22 protein-coding genes are annotated in these 20,296 nt (G+C 71.2%); 7 read left to right on the top strand and 15 right to left on the bottom strand.

All coding sequences use genetic code 11. From position 1 onward, the window contains the following. Window positions 1–147: 147 nt before the first annotated feature. From BOQ63_RS40060 to BOQ63_RS40040, 5 genes are read left to right on the top strand one after another with little or no spacing between them, the layout of a single operon-like run. On the top strand, window positions 148–1,728 hold the full coding sequence (locus BOQ63_RS40060) for an ABC transporter substrate-binding protein (RefSeq protein ID WP_072655944.1): 1,581 nt from the start codon (window positions 148–150) through the stop codon (window positions 1,726–1,728). Window positions 1,729–1,742: 14 nt separating this feature from the next. Further along, a complete protein-coding gene (locus tag BOQ63_RS40055) occupies window positions 1,743–2,711 on the top strand; it encodes an ABC transporter permease (protein WP_030285868.1) in 969 nt (322 codons plus the stop codon). A gap of 2 nt (window positions 2,712–2,713) precedes the next feature. After that, complete coding sequence (locus tag BOQ63_RS40050) at window positions 2,714–4,606, top strand: dipeptide/oligopeptide/nickel ABC transporter permease/ATP-binding protein (protein WP_030285871.1); 1,893 nt, start codon at window positions 2,714–2,716, stop codon at window positions 4,604–4,606. After that, window positions 4,603–5,406, top strand: coding sequence for an ABC transporter ATP-binding protein (locus BOQ63_RS40045; protein WP_030556274.1), 804 nt, complete (start codon window positions 4,603–4,605; stop codon window positions 5,404–5,406). Before BOQ63_RS40050 ends, BOQ63_RS40045 begins: the two co-directional genes overlap by 4 nt. Next, window positions 5,403–6,707, top strand: coding sequence for an NAD(P)/FAD-dependent oxidoreductase (locus tag BOQ63_RS40040; RefSeq protein ID WP_072655942.1), 1,305 nt, complete (start codon window positions 5,403–5,405; stop codon window positions 6,705–6,707). The genes BOQ63_RS40045 and BOQ63_RS40040 overlap by 4 nt, the downstream gene beginning before the upstream one ends. Here the strand turns inward: BOQ63_RS40040 and BOQ63_RS40035 are convergent. Then, window positions 6,697–7,779, bottom strand: coding sequence for an alpha/beta fold hydrolase (locus tag BOQ63_RS40035; RefSeq protein WP_072655941.1), 1,083 nt, complete (start codon window positions 7,777–7,779; stop codon window positions 6,697–6,699). The two genes, BOQ63_RS40040 and BOQ63_RS40035, sit on opposite strands and share 11 nt — an antisense overlap. A gap of 184 nt (window positions 7,780–7,963) precedes the next feature. Then, window positions 7,964–10,147: a pyridoxal phosphate-dependent decarboxylase family protein gene (locus BOQ63_RS40030; RefSeq protein ID WP_167395851.1), complete on the bottom strand. Its 2,184-nt coding sequence runs from the start codon at window positions 10,145–10,147 to the stop codon at window positions 7,964–7,966. 277 nt (window positions 10,148–10,424) lie between these two features. On the opposite strand from BOQ63_RS40030, the gene BOQ63_RS40025 reads away from it, so the two are divergent. Then, the gene (locus BOQ63_RS40025; protein WP_072656466.1) at window positions 10,425–11,765 is read left to right on the top strand and encodes a type I glutamate--ammonia ligase; all 1,341 of its coding nucleotides are present in this window, start codon (window positions 10,425–10,427) and stop codon (window positions 11,763–11,765) included. A gap of 191 nt (window positions 11,766–11,956) precedes the next feature. Continuing rightward, window positions 11,957–12,121, top strand: a complete 165-nt coding sequence (locus BOQ63_RS40020) for a hypothetical protein (RefSeq protein ID WP_454131814.1) — start codon at window positions 11,957–11,959, stop codon at window positions 12,119–12,121. A 557-nt stretch (window positions 12,122–12,678) separates the two neighbouring features. On the opposite strand, the gene BOQ63_RS40015 is transcribed toward BOQ63_RS40020, so the two are convergent. From BOQ63_RS40015 to BOQ63_RS39955, 13 genes are all read right to left on the bottom strand, one after another. Further along, window positions 12,679–13,056, bottom strand: coding sequence for a hypothetical protein (locus BOQ63_RS40015; protein ID WP_030285885.1), 378 nt, complete (start codon window positions 13,054–13,056; stop codon window positions 12,679–12,681). A 149-nt stretch (window positions 13,057–13,205) separates the two neighbouring features. Next, entirely contained in the window at window positions 13,206–14,189 is a 984-nt protein-coding gene (locus BOQ63_RS40010) for an IS3 family transposase (protein WP_072656465.1), read from the bottom strand. A gap of 41 nt (window positions 14,190–14,230) precedes the next feature. Beyond that, window positions 14,231–14,608: a transposase gene (locus BOQ63_RS40005; protein WP_072655939.1), complete on the bottom strand. Its 378-nt coding sequence runs from the start codon at window positions 14,606–14,608 to the stop codon at window positions 14,231–14,233. Window positions 14,609–14,824: 216 nt separating this feature from the next. Beyond that, window positions 14,825–15,274 carry an SRPBCC family protein gene (locus BOQ63_RS40000; RefSeq protein ID WP_030285887.1) on the bottom strand — a complete coding sequence of 150 codons (450 nt, stop codon included), beginning with the start codon at window positions 15,272–15,274 and terminating at the stop codon, window positions 14,825–14,827. Window positions 15,275–15,580: 306 nt separating this feature from the next. Next, a complete protein-coding gene (locus BOQ63_RS39995) occupies window positions 15,581–15,754 on the bottom strand; it encodes a CsbD family protein (RefSeq protein ID WP_072655938.1) in 174 nt (57 codons plus the stop codon). A gap of 510 nt (window positions 15,755–16,264) precedes the next feature. After that, on the bottom strand, window positions 16,265–16,675 hold the full coding sequence (locus tag BOQ63_RS39990; protein WP_030285889.1) for a gas vesicle protein K: 411 nt from the start codon (window positions 16,673–16,675) through the stop codon (window positions 16,265–16,267). Next, window positions 16,672–16,920 carry a gas vesicle protein gene (locus tag BOQ63_RS39985; protein ID WP_030285891.1) on the bottom strand — a complete coding sequence of 83 codons (249 nt, stop codon included), beginning with the start codon at window positions 16,918–16,920 and terminating at the stop codon, window positions 16,672–16,674. Before BOQ63_RS39985 ends, BOQ63_RS39990 begins: the two co-directional genes overlap by 4 nt. Then, complete coding sequence (locus tag BOQ63_RS39980; protein ID WP_030285893.1) at window positions 16,917–17,735, bottom strand: GvpL/GvpF family gas vesicle protein; 819 nt, start codon at window positions 17,733–17,735, stop codon at window positions 16,917–16,919. Before BOQ63_RS39980 ends, BOQ63_RS39985 begins: the two co-directional genes overlap by 4 nt. After that, the gene (locus tag BOQ63_RS39975; RefSeq protein ID WP_167395850.1) at window positions 17,732–18,169 is read right to left on the bottom strand and encodes a gas vesicle protein; all 438 of its coding nucleotides are present in this window, start codon (window positions 18,167–18,169) and stop codon (window positions 17,732–17,734) included. The genes BOQ63_RS39980 and BOQ63_RS39975 overlap by 4 nt, the downstream gene beginning before the upstream one ends. A 36-nt stretch (window positions 18,170–18,205) precedes the next feature. After that, the gene (locus BOQ63_RS39970; RefSeq protein ID WP_030285895.1) at window positions 18,206–18,457 is read right to left on the bottom strand and encodes a gas vesicle protein GvpG; all 252 of its coding nucleotides are present in this window, start codon (window positions 18,455–18,457) and stop codon (window positions 18,206–18,208) included. Window positions 18,458–18,470: 13 nt separating this feature from the next. Continuing rightward, a complete protein-coding gene (locus BOQ63_RS39965) occupies window positions 18,471–19,184 on the bottom strand; it encodes a GvpL/GvpF family gas vesicle protein (protein WP_030285896.1) in 714 nt (237 codons plus the stop codon). A gap of 1 nt (window position 19,185) precedes the next feature. Beyond that, window positions 19,186–19,629, bottom strand: a complete 444-nt coding sequence (locus BOQ63_RS39960) for a gas vesicle structural protein GvpA (protein ID WP_030285897.1) — start codon at window positions 19,627–19,629, stop codon at window positions 19,186–19,188. A gap of 72 nt (window positions 19,630–19,701) precedes the next feature. Beyond that, window positions 19,702–20,052, bottom strand: a complete 351-nt coding sequence (locus tag BOQ63_RS39955) for a gas vesicle protein GvpO (RefSeq protein WP_046386381.1) — start codon at window positions 20,050–20,052, stop codon at window positions 19,702–19,704. Between the last annotated feature and the right edge of the window lie 244 nt (window positions 20,053–20,296).

The raw sequence follows: 20,296 nt of genomic DNA, 5'->3' as shown, positions 1-20,296 counted from the left end.
CCTCGAAAGGGTGAACCGTGATCGCCGTCCCCGGCCGCCGCCCCCGGCTCCCGGCCGGGCCGACAGGTCGGTCCCGGCGTTCGAACACGCCTATCTCACGGATGAGTTGGCTCGCCGCGGCCAAAGCCCGAGTGGCACCATGACGCCATGCTCCGACGCACCCCGCCGGTCGCCCTGGCGGCCGCCCTGACTGCCTCGGCCGTCGCGCTGAGCAGCTGCGGCGGCACCGCGTCCTCGACGACCACCCCCCTGGTGGACCGCGGGACCGTCCGGATCGCGGCGGCCAGTGAGATCCCGAGCTTCGACCCGTACTCCACCTTCGGGGCCGCCCAGGCCCGCTACGCCTACGACTCGCTGGTCAATGCCGACACCGACGGCAGCCTGGTCACCGGCCTGGCCTCGTCCTGGCAGGCCACGGCCACCACAGCCACCTTCACCCTGCGCCCGGGCGTCACCTGCTCCGACGGCACCGCCCTCACCGCCTCGGCGGTGGCCAGAGCGCTCACCTACGCCGGGGACCCGGGCCACCAGCTCGCCGGCGCCCGGACCGTCCTCCCGAACGTCCCGTTCACCGCGAGCGCAGACGACGCGACCGGCACGGTGTCGGCGACCGCCGCCTCACCTTTCCCGTTCCTCATCCGCACCATCGGCCTGCTGCCGATCGTCTGCCCCGCCGGGCTCGACCGACCCCGATCGCTGGACCGCGCCACCCAGGGCACCGGCCCCTACGTGCTGACCCGCTACATCCCCGGCGGGCCCTACGAGTTCACCGTCCGCGACGGGTACTCCTGGGGCCCCGCCGGAGCCACCACCGCCGAACACGGCCTCCCCGCGCACATCGTCGTCTCGGTCGTCCCCCAGGCCTCTACTGCGGCGAACCTGCTGCTCACCGGGGGCATCGAGATCGCCGCCGTGAACGGGCCCGATCGCGCCCGGCTCACCGACCACGGCCTGGCCACCACCGACGCGGCGACCGTGGTCGGTCTGACCTTCTTCAACCAGGGCCCCGGCCGGGCCCTCGCCGACCCCGCCCTACGCCGCGCCCTGGTCGCCGCGCTGGACCGCCAGGGGCTCGCCAACGTCGCCGTGGGCGGCATCGGCAGGCCCGCCACCGACTTCAGTGCCGTGGGCGCCGTCTGCCACGCCGACCTCGCCGACGCCAACCTGCCCGGGAACGACGCCACCGAGGCCCTGCGGGCCGCCGGCTGGGTCCGCTCCGCCGGCGGCCCGCTGACCAAGGACGGCCGGCCGCTGCGGCTCCGTGTGATCACCAGCCCCGACATCGGCCCGACCCTGTCTTCCGTCGCCGAGTTGATGGCGCGGGACTGGACGGCGTTCGGCGCGCAGGTCAAGCTGGTCACCGAGAGCCTGCCCGCCCTCGTCAACGCCATGTACCAGAGCGCCGACTTCGACGTGGTGGTCGGCAGCACGCCAGGGTTCGCCCTGCCTGTCGGCTTCATCCCGTTCTTCTCCGGCCCCACCCCCGCCGAGGGCCTCAATTTCGCGGGCGTGACCAATCCTGAGTACGACGCCCTGGTCGCCCAGGCGCTCCGGGAGCCCGACACGACGGGCTGCGCCACCTGGAACCGGGCCGCCGCCGCGCTCTTCCGCTCGGCCGACGCCCTGCCGATCGCCGACGGCCGGAGCAGCGTGTACGGCTCCCGCACCACCTTCGCCACCACCTTCGGCGGCCAGCTCGTCCCCACCAGCATCCGCCTCCACCAGTGACCCGGGGGCCCACCGTGTCCGTACCCCGACTGCCGCGGCACCCCTGGACGGTGTTCCTCGGCCGCCGCATCCTCCGGCTGTTCCTCTCCCTCGCGGTCGTGCTCACCGCGTCGTTCGCGATGATCCGCCTCATTCCCGGCGACCCGGTCCGGGCCGCGCTCGGCGTCGACGCCGCCCCCGACCTGGTGGCCGCCCGTCGGCACGCCCTCGGGCTCGACACACCCTTCCTCACCCAGTACCGGCACTATCTCGGCGGCCTCCTGCACGGCGACCTCGGCACCTCGCTGACCACCGGGACACCGGTCGCGGAGCTGGTCCGCACCCGGCTGCCGGCCACCCTGGAGATCGCCGGGCTGGCCTTCCTGGTCACCCTGGCCGTCGCCCTGCCCGGCGGGCTGCTCGTCGCTGTCCGCACCCGCGACGGCCGCCGCCCGCGCAGCGAGCTGGCGTTCACCGTGGTCACCGCCGGCCTGGCCGGGGTGCCGGACTTCGTTCTGGCCGCCGGGCTCACCGCGCTGCTGGCCGTCGGCCTCCAGCTCCTCCCGGTGGCCGGCGCGGCGGGCGTCGAGTCCTTCGTCCTCCCGGTCCTCGCGCTCTCCCTCGCCCCCGCCGCCGTCCTGCTGCGCATCGTCCGGATGGAGGCGCTGAGAGTACTGGGCGAGGACTACCTGCGCACGGCCCGGAGCAAACGGCTGTCCCCCGCTCGCCGATACCTGCGGCACGCGGCACCGAACACGGCGACCGCCGCGCTCACCGTGGCCGGGAGCCTGCTGCCCGCCCTGGTCGCCGGCACCGTACTGGTCGAGAAGGTTTTCGCCTGGCCCGGCATCGGGTCGGCCATGGCCCAGTCCGTGGTCGCCCAGGACTACCCGGTGGTCCAGGCGATGGTGCTGGTGCTGGGCACCACCGTGCTGCTCGCCGGCCTGTTGGTCGACGTGCTGCTGGCTGTGCTCGACCCCCGTTCGGCGATCCGGGAGATGTGAGCATGAGCCTTCCACCCGGTCTCCGGCGCACGCCCATGGCCTGGGCCGCCGCCGTCATGCTGGCCTCGCTCGTCGTGCTCGCGGTGGTCGGCCCGCTGGTCTGGGGCGCTGCGGCAGACCGTCCGGATGCCTCGGCCGTGCTCCAGGGCCCCTCCGTGGGACACCCGTTCGGCACCGACAACCTCGGCCGGGACGTGCTCGCCCGGGTCCTGACAGCCACCCGTCCCTCCCTACTGCTCGCGCTCGCGGCCGTCCTGCTCGGCGCGGGAGCGGGCATCCTCCTCGGGGCGTCCACCGCCGTGCTCGGCCGGCGCGCCCGGAGGCTGACCGCCGGGCTGATCAACCTGCTGCTCGCCTTCCCCGCGCTCCTGGTCGCGATGTTCCTCGCCGTCGTGTTCGGCGCGGGCGCCGCCGGGGCGATGCTGGCCCTCGCGGCCGCGGGCGTCCCCGGATTCGCGCGGCTCACCCAAACCCTCGCCGCCGGTGTGGCGGGCACCGACCACCTGGCCGCGGCCCGGGTCCTCGGCCTGGGCCGCCTCCGCCTGCTGGGGCGGCACGTCCTGCCCAACATCGCCGAGCCGCTGCTCCTGAGCACCACCACGGCGGCGGGGACCTCCCTGGTCGCGCTCTCCGGGCTGAGCTTCCTCGGCCTGGGCGTCCAACCGCCCGGCTACGACTGGGGGCAGCTGCTCAACCAGGGGCTCGACCGCGTCTACGCCGAGCCCCTGCCCGCGCTCGCCCCCGGTCTGGCGATCCTCTACGCGGCCCTGGCCTTCCAACTGCTCGGCGAGGTGCTGGCCGGGAACGCCGCCCGGCGCGGCCCGGCGCCGCGCACGCCCGCGCCGACGCCCGCACCATGGGGGTCCCCCCGGCCGAAGGCTGGGGGAGGCCCCGCGGAGGAGGGCCTGGTGCTCCAGGTCGAGGACCTCCACGTCGAACTCCCCACCCCGGACGGACCGATCCGGCCGGTGCACGGAGTCAGCCTCGCCCTACGGCCGGGCGAGATCGTCGGGCTGGTCGGCGAGTCCGGCTCGGGCAAGTCGCTCACTGCGCTCGCCATCGCCGACCTGCTCCCGTACGGCGCCCGGGTGTCCCGGCGCACCCTGCGCCTGCTCGGCGCCGACCTGGCCGCCCTGGCGCCGAAGGAACGGGACCGGCACCTCGCGACCGGCCTGGCGATGATCTTCCAGAACCCGGCCTCCGCGCTCAACCCGGCTCTGCGGGTCGCCACCCAGCTCACCGAGGCGGTCCGGGCCCATCGCGGTGCGAGCCGTGCACAGGCCACTGCGGAGGCCGCCGAAGCCCTGCGCCGGGTCGCCCTCCCCCCGGCCGTGCTGCGCTCCCGCCCCCACCAGCTCTCCGGCGGTCAGCGCCAGCGCGTGATGATCGCCTCCGGGCTGATGGTCCGTCCGGGCCTGATCATCGCCGACGAGCCGACCACCGCGCTCGACGTCACCGTCCAGCGGGAGATCACCCGGCTGCTGTCCGAGATCCGGCGGGACACCTCCGCCGCGATCCTGTTCATCAGCCACGACGTCGCCCTCGTCGGCGAGTTCTGCGAAAGTATCCTGGTGATGTACGCGGGGACCATCGTCGAGACCCTGCCCGCCGACCGCCTCGCCGACGGCGCCCGGCACCCCTACACCCGGGCCCTGGTCGCCTCGGTACCAGACCTCACCGCGGACCGCGACCGGCCGCTACCGACGATCGACGGCGCACCGCCCGACCCACTCACGCCCGCACCGGGGTGCCCGTTCGAACCCCGTTGCCCGCGCCGCCGGGGCCACTGCGCCGATCACACCCCGCCGTTGGAGGACCTCGCCGCCGACCACCGGGTCGCATGCTGGTACCCGGTCCCGGTGGCGGCCGACCCGGAGACGGTGGCCGCCTCATGACCGTCCTCCGGGTGACCGACCTCACCGTTCACCACCCCGGCCCACTCGGCCAGGTCACCGCCGTGGACGGCGTCTCGCTGGAGGTCCCCTCCGGCACGACGCTCGGGCTCGTGGGCGAGTCCGGCTCCGGAAAGTCCAGCCTGGCCCGCGCCATCGTCGGCCTCGTCCCCGTGCACACCGGCCGGATCATGCTCGACGGCCGGGAAATCCGTGCGCGCACCATCCGCGACCGCCGCCGGCTTGGCCGCCTCGTCCAGGTCGTCCTCCAGGACCCGGACACAGCGCTGGACCCCAGGATGACGGTGCGGCAGACCCTTGGCGAAGCGGCCACCGTCTTCCACCGGCTCGACCGGCCCGCCCGCGACAAGCGCGTCACCGAGCTGCTCGAACTCGTCGGCCTGGACCCACGGCTCGCAGGCCGCCTGCCGCGCCAGTTGTCCGGCGGGCAGCGCCAGCGGGTCGCGCTCGCCCGCGCCTTGGCCGTCGAACCCGGCCTGCTGATCGCCGACGAGGTCACCTCGGCGCTCGACGTCTCGGTGCAGGCCGCCGTCCTCAACACGATCCGCGAACTCCAGCGGCGGCTCGGCCTGTCCATGCTGTTCATCGGCCACAACCTGCCCGCCGTCTGCCACGTCTCAGACGCCGTGGCGGTCATGCGGCACGGCCGGATCGTCGAGACCGCCCCCACCGACGCCCTGCTGCGCGCCCCGCAGCACCCGTACACTCGGACACTGCTCGCCGCCGTGCCGAGCCTGCGCACGCCGCCGCCCGCGCCCGCCCCCGAGGAGCAGCCGCCATGACCGTCGGAGCACCGGACGTCGTGGTGGTCGGGGCCGGAGTGATCGGATCGGCCATCGCCCTCGAACTCGCGCGCGGCGGAAGGCAGGTGACCGTCGTGGACAAGGCGGGCGCCGTCGGCCACGGCTCAACCAGCGCCTCCAGCGCGGTCATCCGGTTCAACTACTCCACCTTCGCGGGCGTCGCCACCGCCTGGGAGGCGCAGCACCTCTGGACGTCCTGGGCCGACCACCTGCGGCTCGCCGGCCACCGTCCCCTCGCCGCCTTCCGGCGCACCGGCGCCGTGCTGCTCGACTCCCCCACCGTCGCACCGTCCGCGACCGCCGCCCTGTTCGACCGAGCCGGCGTCCCGTACGAGCGGTGGGACGCCCCGACGCTGCGCCGCCGTCTTCCCGGCATCGACCCCGGGCGCTACTGGCCGCCTAAACCGGTGGACGACGACGCCTTCTTCGCCGACCCGTCCGGTGAGCTCGGCGCCCTGTTCACCCCGGACGCCGGGTACGTCGACGACCCGCAGTTGGCCGCCCAGAACCTCGCGGACGCGGCGGCCGAGCTGGGCGCCCGCTTCCTGTTCCACCACACCGTGGTGGCCGTCGACCGGTACGCGGACCGGGTGGCGGGCATCCGGCTCGCCGACGGGACGCGGATCGCCGCCCCAGTGGTGGTCAACGCCACCGGCCCCTGGTCGGGCGGCCTCAACCGGCTGGCGGGCGTCGGCGGCGACTTCACCATCGGCGTGCGCCCGCTGCGCGAGGAGGTCCACCAGGTCGCCGCCCCGGAGGGCCGGCCCGCCGAACCCTTCCCGCTGGTCGCCGACCTCGACCTCGGCACATACATCCGCGAGGCTCCCGGAGGCCACCTCCTGGTCGGCGGCACCGAGCCGGACTGCGACCCCCACGAGTGGATCGACGACCCGGACGGGGCCGACCCCCGCCCCACCGTCCGACGCTTCCGCACCCAGGTCACCCGGGCCGCACGCCGCTTCCCGGCCATCGGCGTCCCCAACCGGCCCCTCGGCGCAGCGGGGGTGTACGACGTCGCCGACGACTGGACCCCGATCTACGACCGCACCGGTCTCGACGGCTACTACGTCGCGATGGGCACCAGCGGCAACCAGTTCAAGAACGCCCCGCTGGTGGGCCGCTTCCTCGCGGCTCTGATCGACGCGGTCGAAGCCGGCCACGACCACGACGGCGACCCGGTCCGCCACCACGGCGAACACACCGGCAACGTCATCGACCTCGGCGCCTTCTCCCGCCGCCGCCCGATCCGTTCCGGCGCGGCCCGGACGGTCATGGGCTGACCGCCCGCAGCTCCCGCACCAGCTCCCCGACCACTCCGACCACGAACTCCGCCGCCTCGTGCGGGAAGTCGTGGCCCGTCCCCTCCGGCGTGTGCACCAGCCGGGACGCCGACGACGCCGCCAGGTACCGGACCCTGCTCCGGAGGTAGAAGCGGGCTAGCCGCTCGGCCTCGACTGCGTCCCGGGCACCGCCCAGCACCGCCTCCCCGCCGATGAGATCCCTGGGTATCACCAACACCAGCGGCAGGTCCCCGAGGTCCTCGTCATACACCACGGTCTCCCACCCCACCCTCGCCAGCCCGGACGGCGACAGCTCGGCGAAGACCGACGCGGCGGCGCAGCCCTGCCCGGTCCGGCACCCGGGGCCGCGGTGCGCACCGAACAGTTGCCGCACCGCCGTCAGCAGAAAGCCACGACGCATCCCCGCGAGCTGCCGGTTGCGCGGCGCGAAGGCGATGACCTCCAGGGGCGTCGGATCGAGCAGTACAAGCCCGGCCACCAAGTCCGGCCGCCGCCTGGCCGCGTTGGCGACCAACAGGCCGCCGAACGAATGGCCGACGAACACGAACGGGGGCCGCTCCCCCGCCCCCTCCAGCGCTGTCAGCAGTTCCTCCGCCTCGGCCGCCGTCGTCCGCGGGAAGGGCCCGACATCGCTCCAGCCCGCCCCGAAGCGGTCAACCAGCACCGACCGCGTCCGGGCCGCCAGCATCGTGTGCAGTTCCCGGAAGTCCTCACCGGGAGCGTGCCCGCCGGGCATCCAGACCACGGTCGGTCCGCCCCCGGCCTCCCCCTCGGCGAGAACGTGCATTCGGTGGCCACCCACGTCCACCAGCCGCCCCGGCGGCGGATTCACCCGGGCCTCACGGGCGACCAGCACCAGGTGACGAACGGCTCCCGCCCCCAGCAGCACACCGACAGCCACCACGATGCCACCGAGCGCCACCGCCCATGCCGCCCCCTTCCCGACCAGGGCACCGCCCACACCCACCACCAGCACCGCGACCGGCACCCCCAGCCAGTCCCGGCTCAGCAGCGCGAGTAAGGAGTCCGCGACCCGTCCGTCCCGTCGCATCGGTCCCTCCGCAACGGCACTCGAAAACCAATCCCTGCCAGTCTCCTTCCCGCATCCACCGGTCCTGATCCACCTGCCACGACGCCAGACCGTCCCCAGGACCGCCCGAGAACGCACCGCACGTGCTCAGAGGCTCGGAGTCACCGCATGGTCGAAGTCGAGGATGGCTTCGAGCTTCCAGTGGTCACCGGGCGGGCTCGGGGAACACCTCGCGGATCGCAGCCCGCGCTCCCTCGGCCAGCGCCTCCCGCAGGACGGGGATGAAGTCTCCCCGCTCGGTGTCGGTCAGCCAGGGGTCCAGCGTGCAGGAAACCAGATGCCTGATCGGGGTTCCGCTGGGATCTCCCTGGAGGCCCAGCCGGTCCGCCACCCGCCGCATGTACACCCCGCCGTACAGGTCCGGTTCCAGGGCCGATCCGCTGACGATCAGGTCGGGGCGCTGCGGGGACGCGGGGGTGTTCCTGGCCGCGGGGACTGTCGGCGCGACCCCGAGCTTCTCGGCGATCAGGCGATTGATCCGGTTGGCCTTGGCCAGGTCCGGGTTCGGCTGGCCCTGGCGGACGGCGTTGAACGCGTAGGCGATGACGACCTGGTCCGAACCGAGCTCGGCGAGGAGCTCCCGGGCCTCCGGGTCGGTCCGGATCTCCTCGTTGCTCTTGCACACGATGCGGTCCAGGATGAACCGGAGCTGCTCACGAAGGGCGCGCGCGTCGCCCGGGCGTTCGCGTTCGACGGGCAGCCGCTGGAGCGGGGCGACGAGCAGGTCGGGGTGGTCGAGGCCGAGGGTGACGAAGGCCGCGTACAGGCGCTTGCTGTTGAACAGCGCCTGCCCGAGGATCTTGCCGTAACCGTGCTGGTCGGTGGTGATGACGCGGTGGCTCAGGTACACGCCCGCCGCGGCGGCGCCCGGCTTGGAGCCCTCGACGCCGTACAGGCCCACACCCGAGTTGCCCAGGTCGAGGTAGGGCGCTGTGAAGGCCACCATGTTCTTCTGCGCGCCGTTGCGGTAGCAGAGTCCGCCCGCCGGGTAGGGCACGAAGCCGGCCTTGTGCGGGTCGATGGTGATCGAGTCGGCCCGGTCGAGGGAGTCGTACTGCCGGTTGACGTACTCGCTCATCACGAAGTCGGGCGTGTAGGTGACCTGGCCGTCGGCCTGCGTCGGGCGGGGACGCCTGACGGCGGCGAAGTAGCCGCCCCATGCCGCGTCCACGTGGATCGGGTAGGAGACGTTGCGCTCGTGGAACTCCTCACGCAGAGCCAGCATCTCGGCCAGCGGGTCGACCGAGCTCTGCTCGGTGCTGCCCAGCACGGCGACGTTGAGGATGACGGGGCGGCGACCTCGGATGCACTCCTCCACGCGGGTGCGCAGGCTCGCCACGGTGGCCCGCGCGTCCAGGTCCACCTCGACCGGGACCAGACCGCTCTGCCCGATGCCGAGCAGGGCCGCGGCCTTCGGCCATGAGTAGTGCATCGTTGCCGTCACCAGCACGGCCGGGTTGCCGACCTTGCCCTCCAGGAAGCGCCGGCGGAACTCCTCGTAGCCGAGGTGCTGCAGCGTGTAGGCGTTGATCAGGCCGAGGTCCTCCGTCCTGACGCGGTGCTCCTCGACCATCCGGGTCGGCAGCCCCAACACCTCGTCCACCGGCAGGTTGACGCACTCCCACGCGTCCAGGTCGAGCAGCCGCAGCGCGTCCTTGCCGTTGGCCATGCGGACGGTGAGGTCCCGTGCGCCGCCGAGCGCGTGTGGGTGGCGCCGGATCGCCTCGGCCACCGCGATCGGGTAGTAGGTCAGGTTGCGCGCGGACCAGAGGGCTTCGAGGTTGGCGACCGTGCCGCCGGAGGTGATATGGCCCCACGGGGTCGGCAGGGCCAGCGGCTGGTATCCGAGCAGCCGGCACAGGTCCTTGCCGACCTCCTCCTCTAACCGGGTCGTCACCGGCGAGGACTCCAGGGCGACGTTGTTCGGGTTGTACAGCGTCGCCGCGAAGTAGCCCGCGAGCGCCGGGATCGTCTGGTCCCAGTTCATGTGGGCCTGGTAGCGGTAGCTGAAGAACGGCACCGAGCTGCCCAGGTAGTCCAGGAGCTTGGCGTGTTCCCTGCGCATGGTCGCGACGGACTGCTGGTACTCCGGCGACTGCTTGATCCCGTCGGTGACGTAGGGCGGATCGTCCCGGTAGAGGTTCCTGCGGGCCGCGCAGTGCGCCGCCAGGGCGTCGTTGATCAGATCGGCGAGCACCGTCTGGTTCTCGGCCATCGGTCCGAGGAACCAGGCGGCGAGCGAGTGGGTGCCGGGCGCATCGGCCAGCTGGAGCTCGGGGGCGACCGTCGGCGACGGCTCCCGTCGCTCACGGGCGATGTGGGGGGTCATCCAGGGCCTTTCGGCAGCGTGCCGCATCTTCGTCCGGACACGGATCTTCGAGAGTGGGAGCGTAATGGCCTGGAGACAGGTTCGGGGACGATCTTCGGCGGGCCGTCCCACCATCGGGTGACCGTTTCAGTGAGCACCCGTCCCAACCACCGGCCAGGGCAGACCGGTTCCCGCGCCTTGTCTCCTGCGTCACGTCTCAGCCCCGACCGTTCACGGACGAGTGAAATCCCGGCCGGCAATTCGCCCACCGGCTGCCGCGAACGCCAGCATGGGCAACATGACCACCACGCACCCCCGAGCCGAGCGGGCCGCCCGGGCCCGGGCGGCCGAATTCCAGCTCACCGCCGACGGAATCGACGGGGTGGTGTTCGGCTGGGTCGACAACGCCGGGCTCACCCGGGTGAAATCCGTCCCGCTCGCCCAGCTCGAACAGGCCGCCGAGTACGGTGTCGGCTCCGTACCCTGCTTCGACGTCACCCTGGTGGACGACTCCCTCACCACTGCGCCTTCGAGCACCGGCCCCGTGGGCGACCTGCGGCTCGTCCCCGACCTCGACCGGCTCACTCCGCTCGCCGCCCAGCCCGGCTGGGCCTGGGCCCCAGCCGACCGCTACACCCAGGACGGCAAGCCGCACCCCGGGTGCCAGCGCGCCTTCGCCCGTCAGGTCACCGAGGCCATCGAGCGGCGCGGGCTCTCGATCCGAGCCGGGATCGAGATCGAGTGGGTGGTGGCCGACGCCGCCGGGGCCCCCGCGACGGTCGCGCCCGCGTTCGGGATGACCCGCTTCGTCGAACACTCCGACTATCTGCGGGCCGTGCTGCGCGCCCTCACCACCCAGGGCCTGACCGTGCTCCAGCTCCACCCCGAGTACGCCGCCGGGCAGTTCGAGGTCTCGGTCGCCGCGGAGGGGCCGGTCGAGGCGGCCGACACCGCGATGCTGGTGCGCCACACTATCCGGGCCGTCTCCGCCCGGCACGGCCTGCGGGTCTCGTACGCGCCCGTCTTCTCCGAGGGCTCGATCGGCAACGGCGGCCACCTGCACCTCAGCCTCTGGCGAGAGGGCCGTAACCTCGGGCACGGCGGCCCCGGCCGCCACGGGCTGCACCCGGAGGCCGAGCAGTTCCTCGCGGGCGTCCTGGCCGAACTGCCCGCCCTGCTCGCCCTCGGCGCGCCCAGCGTCGCCTCCTACCTGCGACTGGTCCCCTCCCATTTCGCCGGTGCCTACCGCTGCTGGGGCCTGGAGAACCGTGAGGCGGCGCTGCGCCTGATCGCCGGCTCCGCCGCCGGGCAGGCCAACGCCGAGCTCAAGTGCTTCGACGCCACCGCCAACCCCTACCTGGCGATCGGCGGCGCGCTGGCCGCCGGACTCGCCGGCCTGGGCGCCGGCCTTCCCCTCCCGCCCGAGACCCCGAGCGACCCCGCCACCCTCGGCGGCGCCGAACGCCTACCGGCGAGCCTGCCCGAGGCGATCGACGCGTACGAGAAGTCCGCCGTACTGCGGGAGGCACTCGGCCCCGAGCTGTTCGAGACCGTACTGGCCGTCCGGCGGGCGGAGGCGGAGCTGTTCGCGATGCACACAGGTGCGGAGGTCATCGAGGCGGTCCGCTGGCGCTACTGACGCGACACCAGTTCGCCATTCCCGGCCCGTGGGGCATATCCATCGCGATATGCAAGCCGGTGGGAAGCGCGCCCTCCGGCCAGAGGGGTGGCGAGGCGATGCGACGCGTGCCAGGACCACCGTCATCGAGGTGGACCGGCCGGACCGCAAAGCACGGCGGGACAATGGCAAATCCGACCGTCCTGGTCCGCATGAAATACGACCAGCGCACCCGGGACTACGTCGCCCGACGCACCGCCGAAGGCCTGGCCAAGAAGGACATCATCCGCTGCCTCAAACGATTCGTCGCCCGCGAGATCTGCCCCCACCTACCCCACACGATCCAAACCACTGAATCGCTCCCCCAGACCGCTTGACGATCTATAGGAGCTTCCCAATGCTGGCTTTACCGACGTTCCGTCAGGCCTTTCTGGACGGTCCACATCGCGCACTCGCGGAGTTTGCGGAAGTCGCCACACGGCGCCCAGCCTGGATCATCGATTCGGTGCCGACCGCACGGTCGCGACGGTGCCAGATCACCGGTGGGGTGCGGGCGGTATGGTGGCTGCCTCCGCCGGTATGCCCGGTCCGGGGTGGTGACCGTCCTTCGGCAACTGGCGAGGGGGCGTGCCGACCCATGGGAACCGACTACGAGCGTCTCGCCGCTCGCGACGAAGAGCTCGCCATCATGGTGCAGCGGAGGCGCCGAAGGATGGATCCCAATGCCGTTCCCGGTCGGCATCGAGGCCGTCGCGGCGCAAGCGAGAGCTTTCTAAAAGCGAAGTGGCTGTGCTGACTGGCGCCAGCGTCAAGTGGTACGGAAAGCTGGAGAACGGGGATGTTTCTCCGATCAATTCCTTGACCGCCTCGCATACGATCCCTGCCCGCAGCATGCGCTCTGCCGCTCAACGGGGCGGCTGGTTTCAGGGCTGGGTCAGACGATGCTCTCTTCGTAGAACAGTTCGAAGGTTCCTCCTCCGAAGGCCGGCAGGCCGGTGGTGGCCGCGGTGTCGAAGTGCGCCGGGCTGGGCGGGAACAGTCCGCTGTCGGGGAGGACGAGTTCGAACGGGGGTGGACCGCCGAAGGTCGGGATGTCGGTATACCGGCAGGCGTGGAAGGCGCCGTCATCCGTGACGATCCCCAACTCGATGTGAGTGGTGCCGACGATGGGTTCCGTAATGTCCATCCCCTTTACGGAGCCCTGTCCTTCCAAGGTGTCGTTGAACACCACATTGCCGTTCATCCGGACCTGAACGTGACGGTCTCCCGGACTGTTCTGGAAGATCGCGTCGAAGTGCACGGCTTGCTGCATAGTGACCACCTCGGAGGTCTACTTGGCTTCCCCCTTCCAGGAGACCACCGCGTCCGGCCGTGCGAGACTCCTACCGGAGCAACTGAGAGCCCCGTCCTGTACGGCCCTGTCCCGGCGGAAGTTGTCAAGTCAAATGAGACGGTTTGACACTATATGGACTGTTGTGCGGGCACTGTCTCCGGCTTGGGCTGGTTGATCCAGACCTTCTGGGGTATCTCGGGCGGCTTCGGGCGTCGGGCGAAGCGTTCGGGGTGGCGTGCGTAGGCCTCGGTAAGGGTGACGGCTCGCTGCTCGCGGACCAGATCGGCGGTGCCGAAGTGCACGGAGGCGGGGGTGTGCAGGCCGATGCCCGAGTGCCGGTGTTCGTGGTTGTAGTAAGTGAAGAAGCCCTCGCACCATTCGCGGGCGTGGGTAAGGGAGTTGAAGTATTCCGGGAAGTCGGTGGAGTACTTGATGGTCTTGAACTGGCTTTCACTGTACGGGTTGTCGTTGGAGACCTTCGGCCGGGAGTGGCTTCGGGTCACACCGAGGTCGATCAGCAGCTGGGAGACGGCCTTGGAGGTCATCGAGGTGCCCCGGTCGGCGTGCACGGTCTCCGGCACGATGCCGTTGCGTTCGATGGTCTCGCGGATCAGCTCCTCGGCGCGGTGGGAGTCCTCGGCGGCCTCGACGGTCCAGCCGCAGATGTAGCGGCTGTAGATGTCGATGATCGCGTAAAGGTGGTACCACTCGCCCTTGTTGGGGCCGCGAAGCTTGGTGATGTCCCAGGTCAGGACCTGGCAGGGGGCAGTGGCCAGCAGCTGGGGCACGGTCTTGGCGGGATGGGTGGCCTGCCTGCGGCGTTCTCCGGATTGCCCGGCGGCGTTGAGGATGCGGTACATGGTGCGCTCGGAGCACCAGTAGGTGCCGGCGTCCAGCTCCCGCGCCCAGACCTGGGCGGGCGGCAGGTCGACGTACTCGGGCCGGTTCAGCAGGTCCAGCACCGCCGCCCGTTCGGACGGGCTCAGCGCGGAGGGCGGGGACGGTCGTGGCTTGCGCTCGGCGGCCCGGGACGGTTTCAGCCTGCGGTAGTGGGTAGCCCGCGAGCGTCCGATCAGGCGGCATGCCGAGGTGGTGCCGAGTTCGGGTTCCAGGCCCGCGAACGCCTCGTCCAGGACCGGCGCGAGGGCGCGGTTCAGTCCGCGCTCTCGGAGAGCATCTCCAAGAGCGCATGTGCTTTTCCCAGAACAGCCAGGGCTGCGTCGCGCTTGGCGACGTCCTGTTCCAGGCGGGCGACCTTCTTGCGCAGCCGTTCCAGCTCGGCCTGTTCGGCGGCCTTCTTCGGGCGGGCGGGCGAGGTCCGCTTGTCGGTCAGCGTGACCGTCGCCCCGGCGTCGCGGGCCTGGCGCCACTCGATGATGTGTGAGTGGTACAGCCGCTCGCGGCGCAGGATCGCGCCCTTCTCGCCGGTGGGCGCGGCGTCGTACTCGGCGACGATCCGCAGTTTGTACTCTGGCGAGAACGTCCGCCGCTTCGGCTTCGGCGCCGGGTCGGGATTGGTGGTGCTGGCCATGCTGAAGGGATCTCCTGTCTCGCCCATCCAGACTAACCCGACATTCCGGGCGTCTCAGTCGAGACTGTCAGAGAGGGCGGCTGGCCGGGACAGGGCCGGGTGCAGCGGCTGGTGAACTGCTCCCGGTCGGCCCAGCATCCCCACCCGCCCGACAAAGCCGGACGGCCCCGGCGGGCGGGATCTGCCGCCAGCCGGGGCCCTCACAATGCTGCCGGGTCAGAGCTTGCCGCGGTAACCGCCGGTCTCGCTGCCGCGCTTCTCGATGAAGTTCTTGAAGCGCTTCAGGTCGCCCCTCACCTGCCGGTCGAGCATGTTCACCATGTCGGCGGCCTTCTCCGCCAGCCCCTCGGGCTGGTAGTCCATCGTCATCACGATCCGGGTGTGGCCTGCGTCCAGAGGCTGGAAAGACACCATGCCGGACTGTTTCACCTCGCCCGTAACCGTGCGCCACGCCACGTGGTCGTCCGGGGCCTGGTCAACGATCTCGGTGTCGAACTCCCGGCTGACACCGGCGATCTTCGTCTTCCAGCGGTTGTGGCGGTCGTCGATCTGCGTGATCTCCTCGACGCCCTCCATGAACATCGGGAACTGCTCGAACTGCGTCCACTGGTTGTACGCGGTGCTGATCGGCACGTCGACGTCGATCGTCTCCTGGACCCTGCTCATAACCAACCACTCCTTACTCGTCAGTCTGCTGAACCGGACCCGCACACCAGCCCTCGGGCAGTCAGGCACGCGGGACCCTTCGGCCATCCCGCCCCACCCGCGGCGTGCCCGCAACCGGCAAAAACCCAGGACCGGCCAGCCGCAGCGGGCGGCGGACCAGTCTCCTGACGGCCACGGCCATGCGCCGCCCGGGCCGCGCCGTGTGGTCCGCACGGGTGAACGCCCGCGCACCCGCGAACACGGCCCGGATCGCTGGGCACCCCTTCTCCTGAGGTGTTCAGCCCTTCCCAGCAACGGGTGGCGCGGTCAGTCCTTGAAGGCGTCCTTGACCTTCTCGCCGGCCTGCTTCACGTCACCTTTGATTTGGTCGCCTTTGCCCTCGGCTTCCAGGCGTTCGTTGCCGACCGCCTTGCCTGCGGCCTCCTTGACCTTGCCCTTGACCTTGTCACCGAGGTTCGAGGCCTTGTCCGAGGCGCTCATTGCGATCTCCCTCCGTTTCCACAACGGCCTGTCCCCGGAGCGGCTGCCCGGATTGCCCGCAGGCATGCACCGGATGTGGTCCGGTGCGGTTGGTCGGGAGTCGCCGTGCTGACCGGTGCAGCCGGGCGGCGCCGCGATGATGCTGGACCTGCACGACGTGACCTTTCTGGCTCGGCGGGACTGAACGCGCTGCTGCTGGCCCGGAGCCAGGCCGCCCGCCAAGGCCGCCGTCGTCCAGCTCGCCCAGCCTTCCGACCAGGTGGCGCGGCTGCTGGAGATCACCGGATGCGACCGGGTCTTTCCCGTTGACCTGGACGTGCCTCGCTCGGCTTGTTGAACGTATCGGAGTCCGTCTGATCGAAGCCCGCGAGAAGGCGCCCCGCAGGCCCGAGACGCCCAGCGCGCTCAAGAAGGCTGCGGACGCGGTTCTGTCCTGACGGGACCGAGGGCACGGCCCGGTGTCCGGGCCTGCGCCGTCCACGGTCATCTGCACTGCGGCGCAGGACGGGACTACTGCGGTTCGTCCGGCGGGAGGAGGGGGCCGAGCGGTCCGAGGTCGAGGTTGAGGTCCTGCATGGTGAGCCCGTAGCGGGCACAGAGGTCGTTCATGCGCTCGTGTAGCGCCATGAGGGTGGCTCCGAGGTTCTCCTCCTGCTCCTCGGTGAGGTCGCCGGCTTCGACTCGGTGCAGGGCCTGCCGTTCCATGAGCTGTCGGAGGAGTTCGACGAGGGTGAGGACGAGCTTCATCAGGTCCCGTTCGACGGTCTCGGGGCCGGTCGTGATCCTTCGGGGTGCATGGCGCGGGCGGCCCCGGCCTGTGGCTGTCTCGCTCGTAGTGGCTGGCAGGACGCGGAACGCGCGTGTGGCGGCCTGGGCGACCTCTTGGCGGCGGTCCGGACGGGGTGGCTCGTCGGTGGTCACGGCGTCCCCCGCTCCTCGGATGGGACGTGTGCCGCCCAGGGGGCGGGCGTGCGCTCGCTGATCGACGTGATGAGGGCGCGCAGCGAGATCCGTACGAGGTCGATGTCGGCAACGGACAGGACGAGGTCACCGGTGATGACCACTCCGCCGCTGAGCAGGCGGTCCAGCAGGTCGATGAGGGCGACCTGCTGCTGCGACGGGGGCGCGCCGGTGGTCGCAGCCGGGGTGTTTCCTGGAGGGTTCACGGTGCACTCGCCGTGCCGGGTTCGGGAGGGGTGAGGGTGGCGAAGGAGTAGGGGGCCCACGGACCGGTGACGTCGACCCGCAGACCGGGGAGACCGTCGGTGGCGTGCATGGTCTCCTCGCGGAACGCGCGGACATGGTCCGCAGGCACGAGGTAGGCGTCGTTGACCACGTTCTGTCCGGGGCCGGTTGCCAGTTCGCCTTCCTGGACGCGGTGGCGTGCCCACTGCACCGCGTGGGCGCGGGCGATCACTGCGATCCGTTGTGCTGCCTCTTCGGCTGCCCGGTGGGCGTCGTGGCGGGCGTCCTGCTCCGTACGGCGGCGGCGCAGATAGGCGCGTCCTGGACTGAGTGCTGGATCAGGCGGGGCGTCCGTTGCGGCGGGGGGCCGCGGTTCGGCCTCGACGTAGAGCTTGACGCCCAGCTCCACATGGCCACGCAGGCGTTCCAGGCCGTCAAAGAACAGTTTCTGGTTGTCGTCGAGCATCGCGCGCACCCGGTCGTCGTCGAGGTAGACGGTGGCCAGGCGCAGTGGAAGGACGGTTGTGTGCGCTGCCAGCGCTTCGATGACGCCATGGTGGGCCCGGGCCAGGGCTTCGAGCCAGCCGAGGTCCTCCAGGTGCCGATGCAGGGCCGCTTCGTGGAAGTCCTCGGCGGGGACGTGACTGACGACGGCCACCGGGGTGGTGGTGCGGTCGGGAGTCAGGAGGCGGACGGGAGCTCCGGCGACGCCGGTGAGGGTTCCCGCCTCGGCGGCCAGGGCGGGGGTGCGGTCGCGGGCGACGGCGTAGGCGTAGGTGAGGGAGGCGTCGCTCATGTGTCACCTGGACCGGGTCGTGTGTGAGCGGTGGGCCGCTTGGCCGGGCGGCGGCGCGGCGTGGCTGCCTCCGGAGCGCTGACGGGCGGGAGGGCGGCGTCGGCGCGCAGGGCCTCGATCTGTTCGCGCAGGCGTTGGTTCTCCTCTTCGAGACGGGAAGTGGAGTGGTCCGCGCGGGAGGACAGCGAGGGGTCGTGTTCCCACCAGTCGATGCCCATCTCCTTGGCCTTGTCCACGGAGGCGATGAGCAGGCGCAGCTTGATGGTGAGCAGTTCGATGTCGAGGAGGTTGATCTGGATGTCGCCGGCGATGACGACGCCCTTGTCCAGCACCCGCTCCAGGATGTCGGCGAGACTGGCGGAGGAGGCCGGCTGGTAGGGCGGCGCGGCCCGGGAGGGCAGCGAGCCCATACGGTTGGCGAGAGAATCACTCACTGCTGTCCTCCGTCCGGCCGCGTGGCTGCTACACGGTCATGGTGCGCGGCGCTGGGTGTGGGCCCGGATTTCGTCGAGGCGGTCGAGGAGTTCGTCCTCACGCCGGTCGAAGGTCTCCTCGTCGATCTCTCCGGCCAGGAGTGCTCGCTCCAGTTCGGCAAGGTCGTTTTCGACGGGCGCAGGGTCGTAGTACTCGTCCTCGGCGGTTTCGACGACGCGTTCGAGCACCCAGACGGTGCCGCGCACCGGCGCGAGTGGGAGGGTGAGGATCTGGGTGATCAGACCCATGGCTTCACGTCCTTCAGACGAAGCTGTAGGCGGGCAGGGGGCCGTACAGCCGGACGTCGCAATCGGCGCCGAGTTCGTCGGCGAGGCCCTTTTCCGCAGTGAGGAAGAGCTCTCGGTGCTCTTGGTCAACGAGGAAGGAGATGTTCAGGAAGTCGTTCCCGGTGGGCTCGGAGGCCAGTTCCTCGCGCGTGTGGGGACGCAGTGCCTCGGTGATGCCGGCTGCCAGGGCCTGCTGGCGCGCGAGGACCTCCTGCGTGACGAGTTCCCCGAGGGCGAGCGGCAGCTCGGGGTTGCTGTTGCCCGCCTTGATGTCGTCGTTGAGCTGCCGGGCTCTGGGTGACTCCCGCAGGATCTGCCGCAGCAGGGCGTCCTCCTCGACGGCGGCCTTGATGTGGTACTCGGCGCAGCCCTCCAGGTGGCTCAGCCGCTGGAGGTACTCCTCGCGGTGCTGGTCGAGGGCGGCCCGGACGGCGTCGTCGTCGGGAGCGGTGAGGCCGAAGCGCAGCGGCAGCACCGCCCCGTCGGCGACGAGGCGTTCCTGAACGGCCTGGTGGGCCATCAGGTCTCGGCGTTTGGGCCGCAGTTCCGCAGGTGCGTCGCTGACGACGGCCGCCAGCGGCCCGGCCCGCAGGGAGCGCAGGGCTGCTGGGACGGGACCGACCGTGTCGAGGCCGGTCAGGTCGTGGGGATGACCGGCTGCGGTGATGGAGTAGACGTAGACGGCCATCTCATTCCTCCCGTCGTCTGGTGGGCCGACGGGCGGGCCGCGTGCGCCTCGGCGCGGGCTCCTCCTCCTCTTCCTCCTCCTCGTTGGCGTCTCCGAGGTGGAGGGCGTCGGTGACAGCGTCGACGGCGCCGCTCAGCGCGCCCTTGCTCTTGCCCCGGGCACCCCCTTCCGTGACCTCCCCCACGATGTCGGTGAGCTGAGCGGGCGCTTTGCGCCCGGATTCCAGGTCGAGGCGGTTGCACGCCTCGGCGAATCGAAGGTAAGTGTCGACGCTGGCGACGACGATGCGGATGTCGATCTTGAGGATCTCGATGCCGACCAGCGAGACCCGGACGAAGACGTCGATGACCAGGCCCCGGTCGAGGATTAGCTCAAGGACGTCATAGAGACTTCCGGTGTTCCCGCTGCGGGAAACGCCGGCTGCGCTTTGCGGCACCACAGTCATGGCGCCTCCCTTCGCGGCCCGCCCTCACGGTGAACGCGGGCGTTCTTGCAGGTCATCGCGCCGCGGGATTCGTCAGGTCGGGCGATCGACCTGTCCCCGGGTGTAGCGACGGATCCGCTCGTACGACTGCAGTTCGCCTTCTTCGTCGAGCCTTACCCGGTAGCTGGCCAGCACGCTGGTCGTGTCGGGGATGCGTTCCAGCTCCACCACCTCCACGTCGGCCTGCCAGCCGCCCTCGACGGGTTTCAGGGCCGACACCGACTCGGGGACACGTCCGAGGAGGTCTTGCAGTTGCTGAGCGGCGATACGCATGGCGTGTGGCGCGGATACACGCCGACGGGGCCGCGGCGTCCGGCCCGGCGACCGTGTGGGACGCGCGCCGGCCCTCCTCGGTTCCTCGTCGTGCTCGTTGCCAGTGGTCATGCCCTTCTCCGGATCGGGGAAAGCCTGCTCCAAAAGCATTCACATACCACGCATGCCCGATATGCACCAATATAGCCGTCGACTTGTGTCTCACGCCCCGGCGCCGCAGGCCTGCTCCGCGGGGGCGGGTCGGCGTGGGGCGTGGAGTACGGGGCCGTGCACTCGGCGCGACATCGGTTCCAGGTGCGGTAACACCGCGGCATGCCAGACTGGGAACTGGGTTCTTTTCTGCCGGGCTCGGCGG

Origin of the sequence: Streptomyces viridifaciens (genome assembly GCF_001888885.2) — a bacterium.
GTDB lineage: Bacteria > Actinomycetota > Actinomycetes > Streptomycetales > Streptomycetaceae > Kitasatospora > Kitasatospora aureofaciens.
This window is presented reverse-complemented; position numbering and strand designations above follow the sequence as displayed.

What these genes read in the sequence shown, in the direction of transcription:
- BOQ63_RS40060 (WP_072655944.1), top strand. Translation starts at nt 148, where the DNA reads ATGCTCCGACGCACCCCGCCGGTCGCCCTGGCGGCCGCCCTGACTGCC.
- BOQ63_RS40050 (WP_030285871.1), top strand. Translation starts at nt 2,714, where the DNA reads ATGAGCCTTCCACCCGGTCTCCGGCGCACGCCCATGGCCTGGGCCGCC.
- BOQ63_RS40045 (WP_030556274.1), top strand. Translation starts at nt 4,603, where the DNA reads ATGACCGTCCTCCGGGTGACCGACCTCACCGTTCACCACCCCGGCCCA.
- BOQ63_RS40040 (WP_072655942.1), top strand. Translation starts at nt 5,403, where the DNA reads ATGACCGTCGGAGCACCGGACGTCGTGGTGGTCGGGGCCGGAGTGATC.
- BOQ63_RS40035 (WP_072655941.1), bottom strand. Translation starts at nt 7,779, where the DNA reads ATGCGACGGGACGGACGGGTCGCGGACTCCTTACTCGCGCTGCTGAGC.
- BOQ63_RS40030 (WP_167395851.1), bottom strand. Translation starts at nt 10,147, where the DNA reads ATGACCCCCCACATCGCCCGTGAGCGACGGGAGCCGTCGCCGACGGTC.
- BOQ63_RS40025 (WP_072656466.1), top strand. Translation starts at nt 10,425, where the DNA reads ATGACCACCACGCACCCCCGAGCCGAGCGGGCCGCCCGGGCCCGGGCG.
- BOQ63_RS40020 (WP_454131814.1), top strand. Translation starts at nt 11,957, where the DNA reads ATGAAATACGACCAGCGCACCCGGGACTACGTCGCCCGACGCACCGCC.
- BOQ63_RS40015 (WP_030285885.1), bottom strand. Translation starts at nt 13,056, where the DNA reads ATGCAGCAAGCCGTGCACTTCGACGCGATCTTCCAGAACAGTCCGGGA.
- BOQ63_RS40005 (WP_072655939.1), bottom strand. Translation starts at nt 14,608, where the DNA reads ATGGCCAGCACCACCAATCCCGACCCGGCGCCGAAGCCGAAGCGGCGG.
- BOQ63_RS40000 (WP_030285887.1), bottom strand. Translation starts at nt 15,274, where the DNA reads ATGAGCAGGGTCCAGGAGACGATCGACGTCGACGTGCCGATCAGCACC.
- BOQ63_RS39995 (WP_072655938.1), bottom strand. Translation starts at nt 15,754, where the DNA reads ATGAGCGCCTCGGACAAGGCCTCGAACCTCGGTGACAAGGTCAAGGGC.
- BOQ63_RS39980 (WP_030285893.1), bottom strand. Translation starts at nt 17,735, where the DNA reads ATGAGCGACGCCTCCCTCACCTACGCCTACGCCGTCGCCCGCGACCGC.
- BOQ63_RS39970 (WP_030285895.1), bottom strand. Translation starts at nt 18,457, where the DNA reads ATGGGTCTGATCACCCAGATCCTCACCCTCCCACTCGCGCCGGTGCGC.
- BOQ63_RS39965 (WP_030285896.1), bottom strand. Translation starts at nt 19,184, where the DNA reads ATGGCCGTCTACGTCTACTCCATCACCGCAGCCGGTCATCCCCACGAC.
- BOQ63_RS39960 (WP_030285897.1), bottom strand. Translation starts at nt 19,629, where the DNA reads ATGACTGTGGTGCCGCAAAGCGCAGCCGGCGTTTCCCGCAGCGGGAAC.
- BOQ63_RS39955 (WP_046386381.1), bottom strand. Translation starts at nt 20,052, where the DNA reads ATGACCACTGGCAACGAGCACGACGAGGAACCGAGGAGGGCCGGCGCG.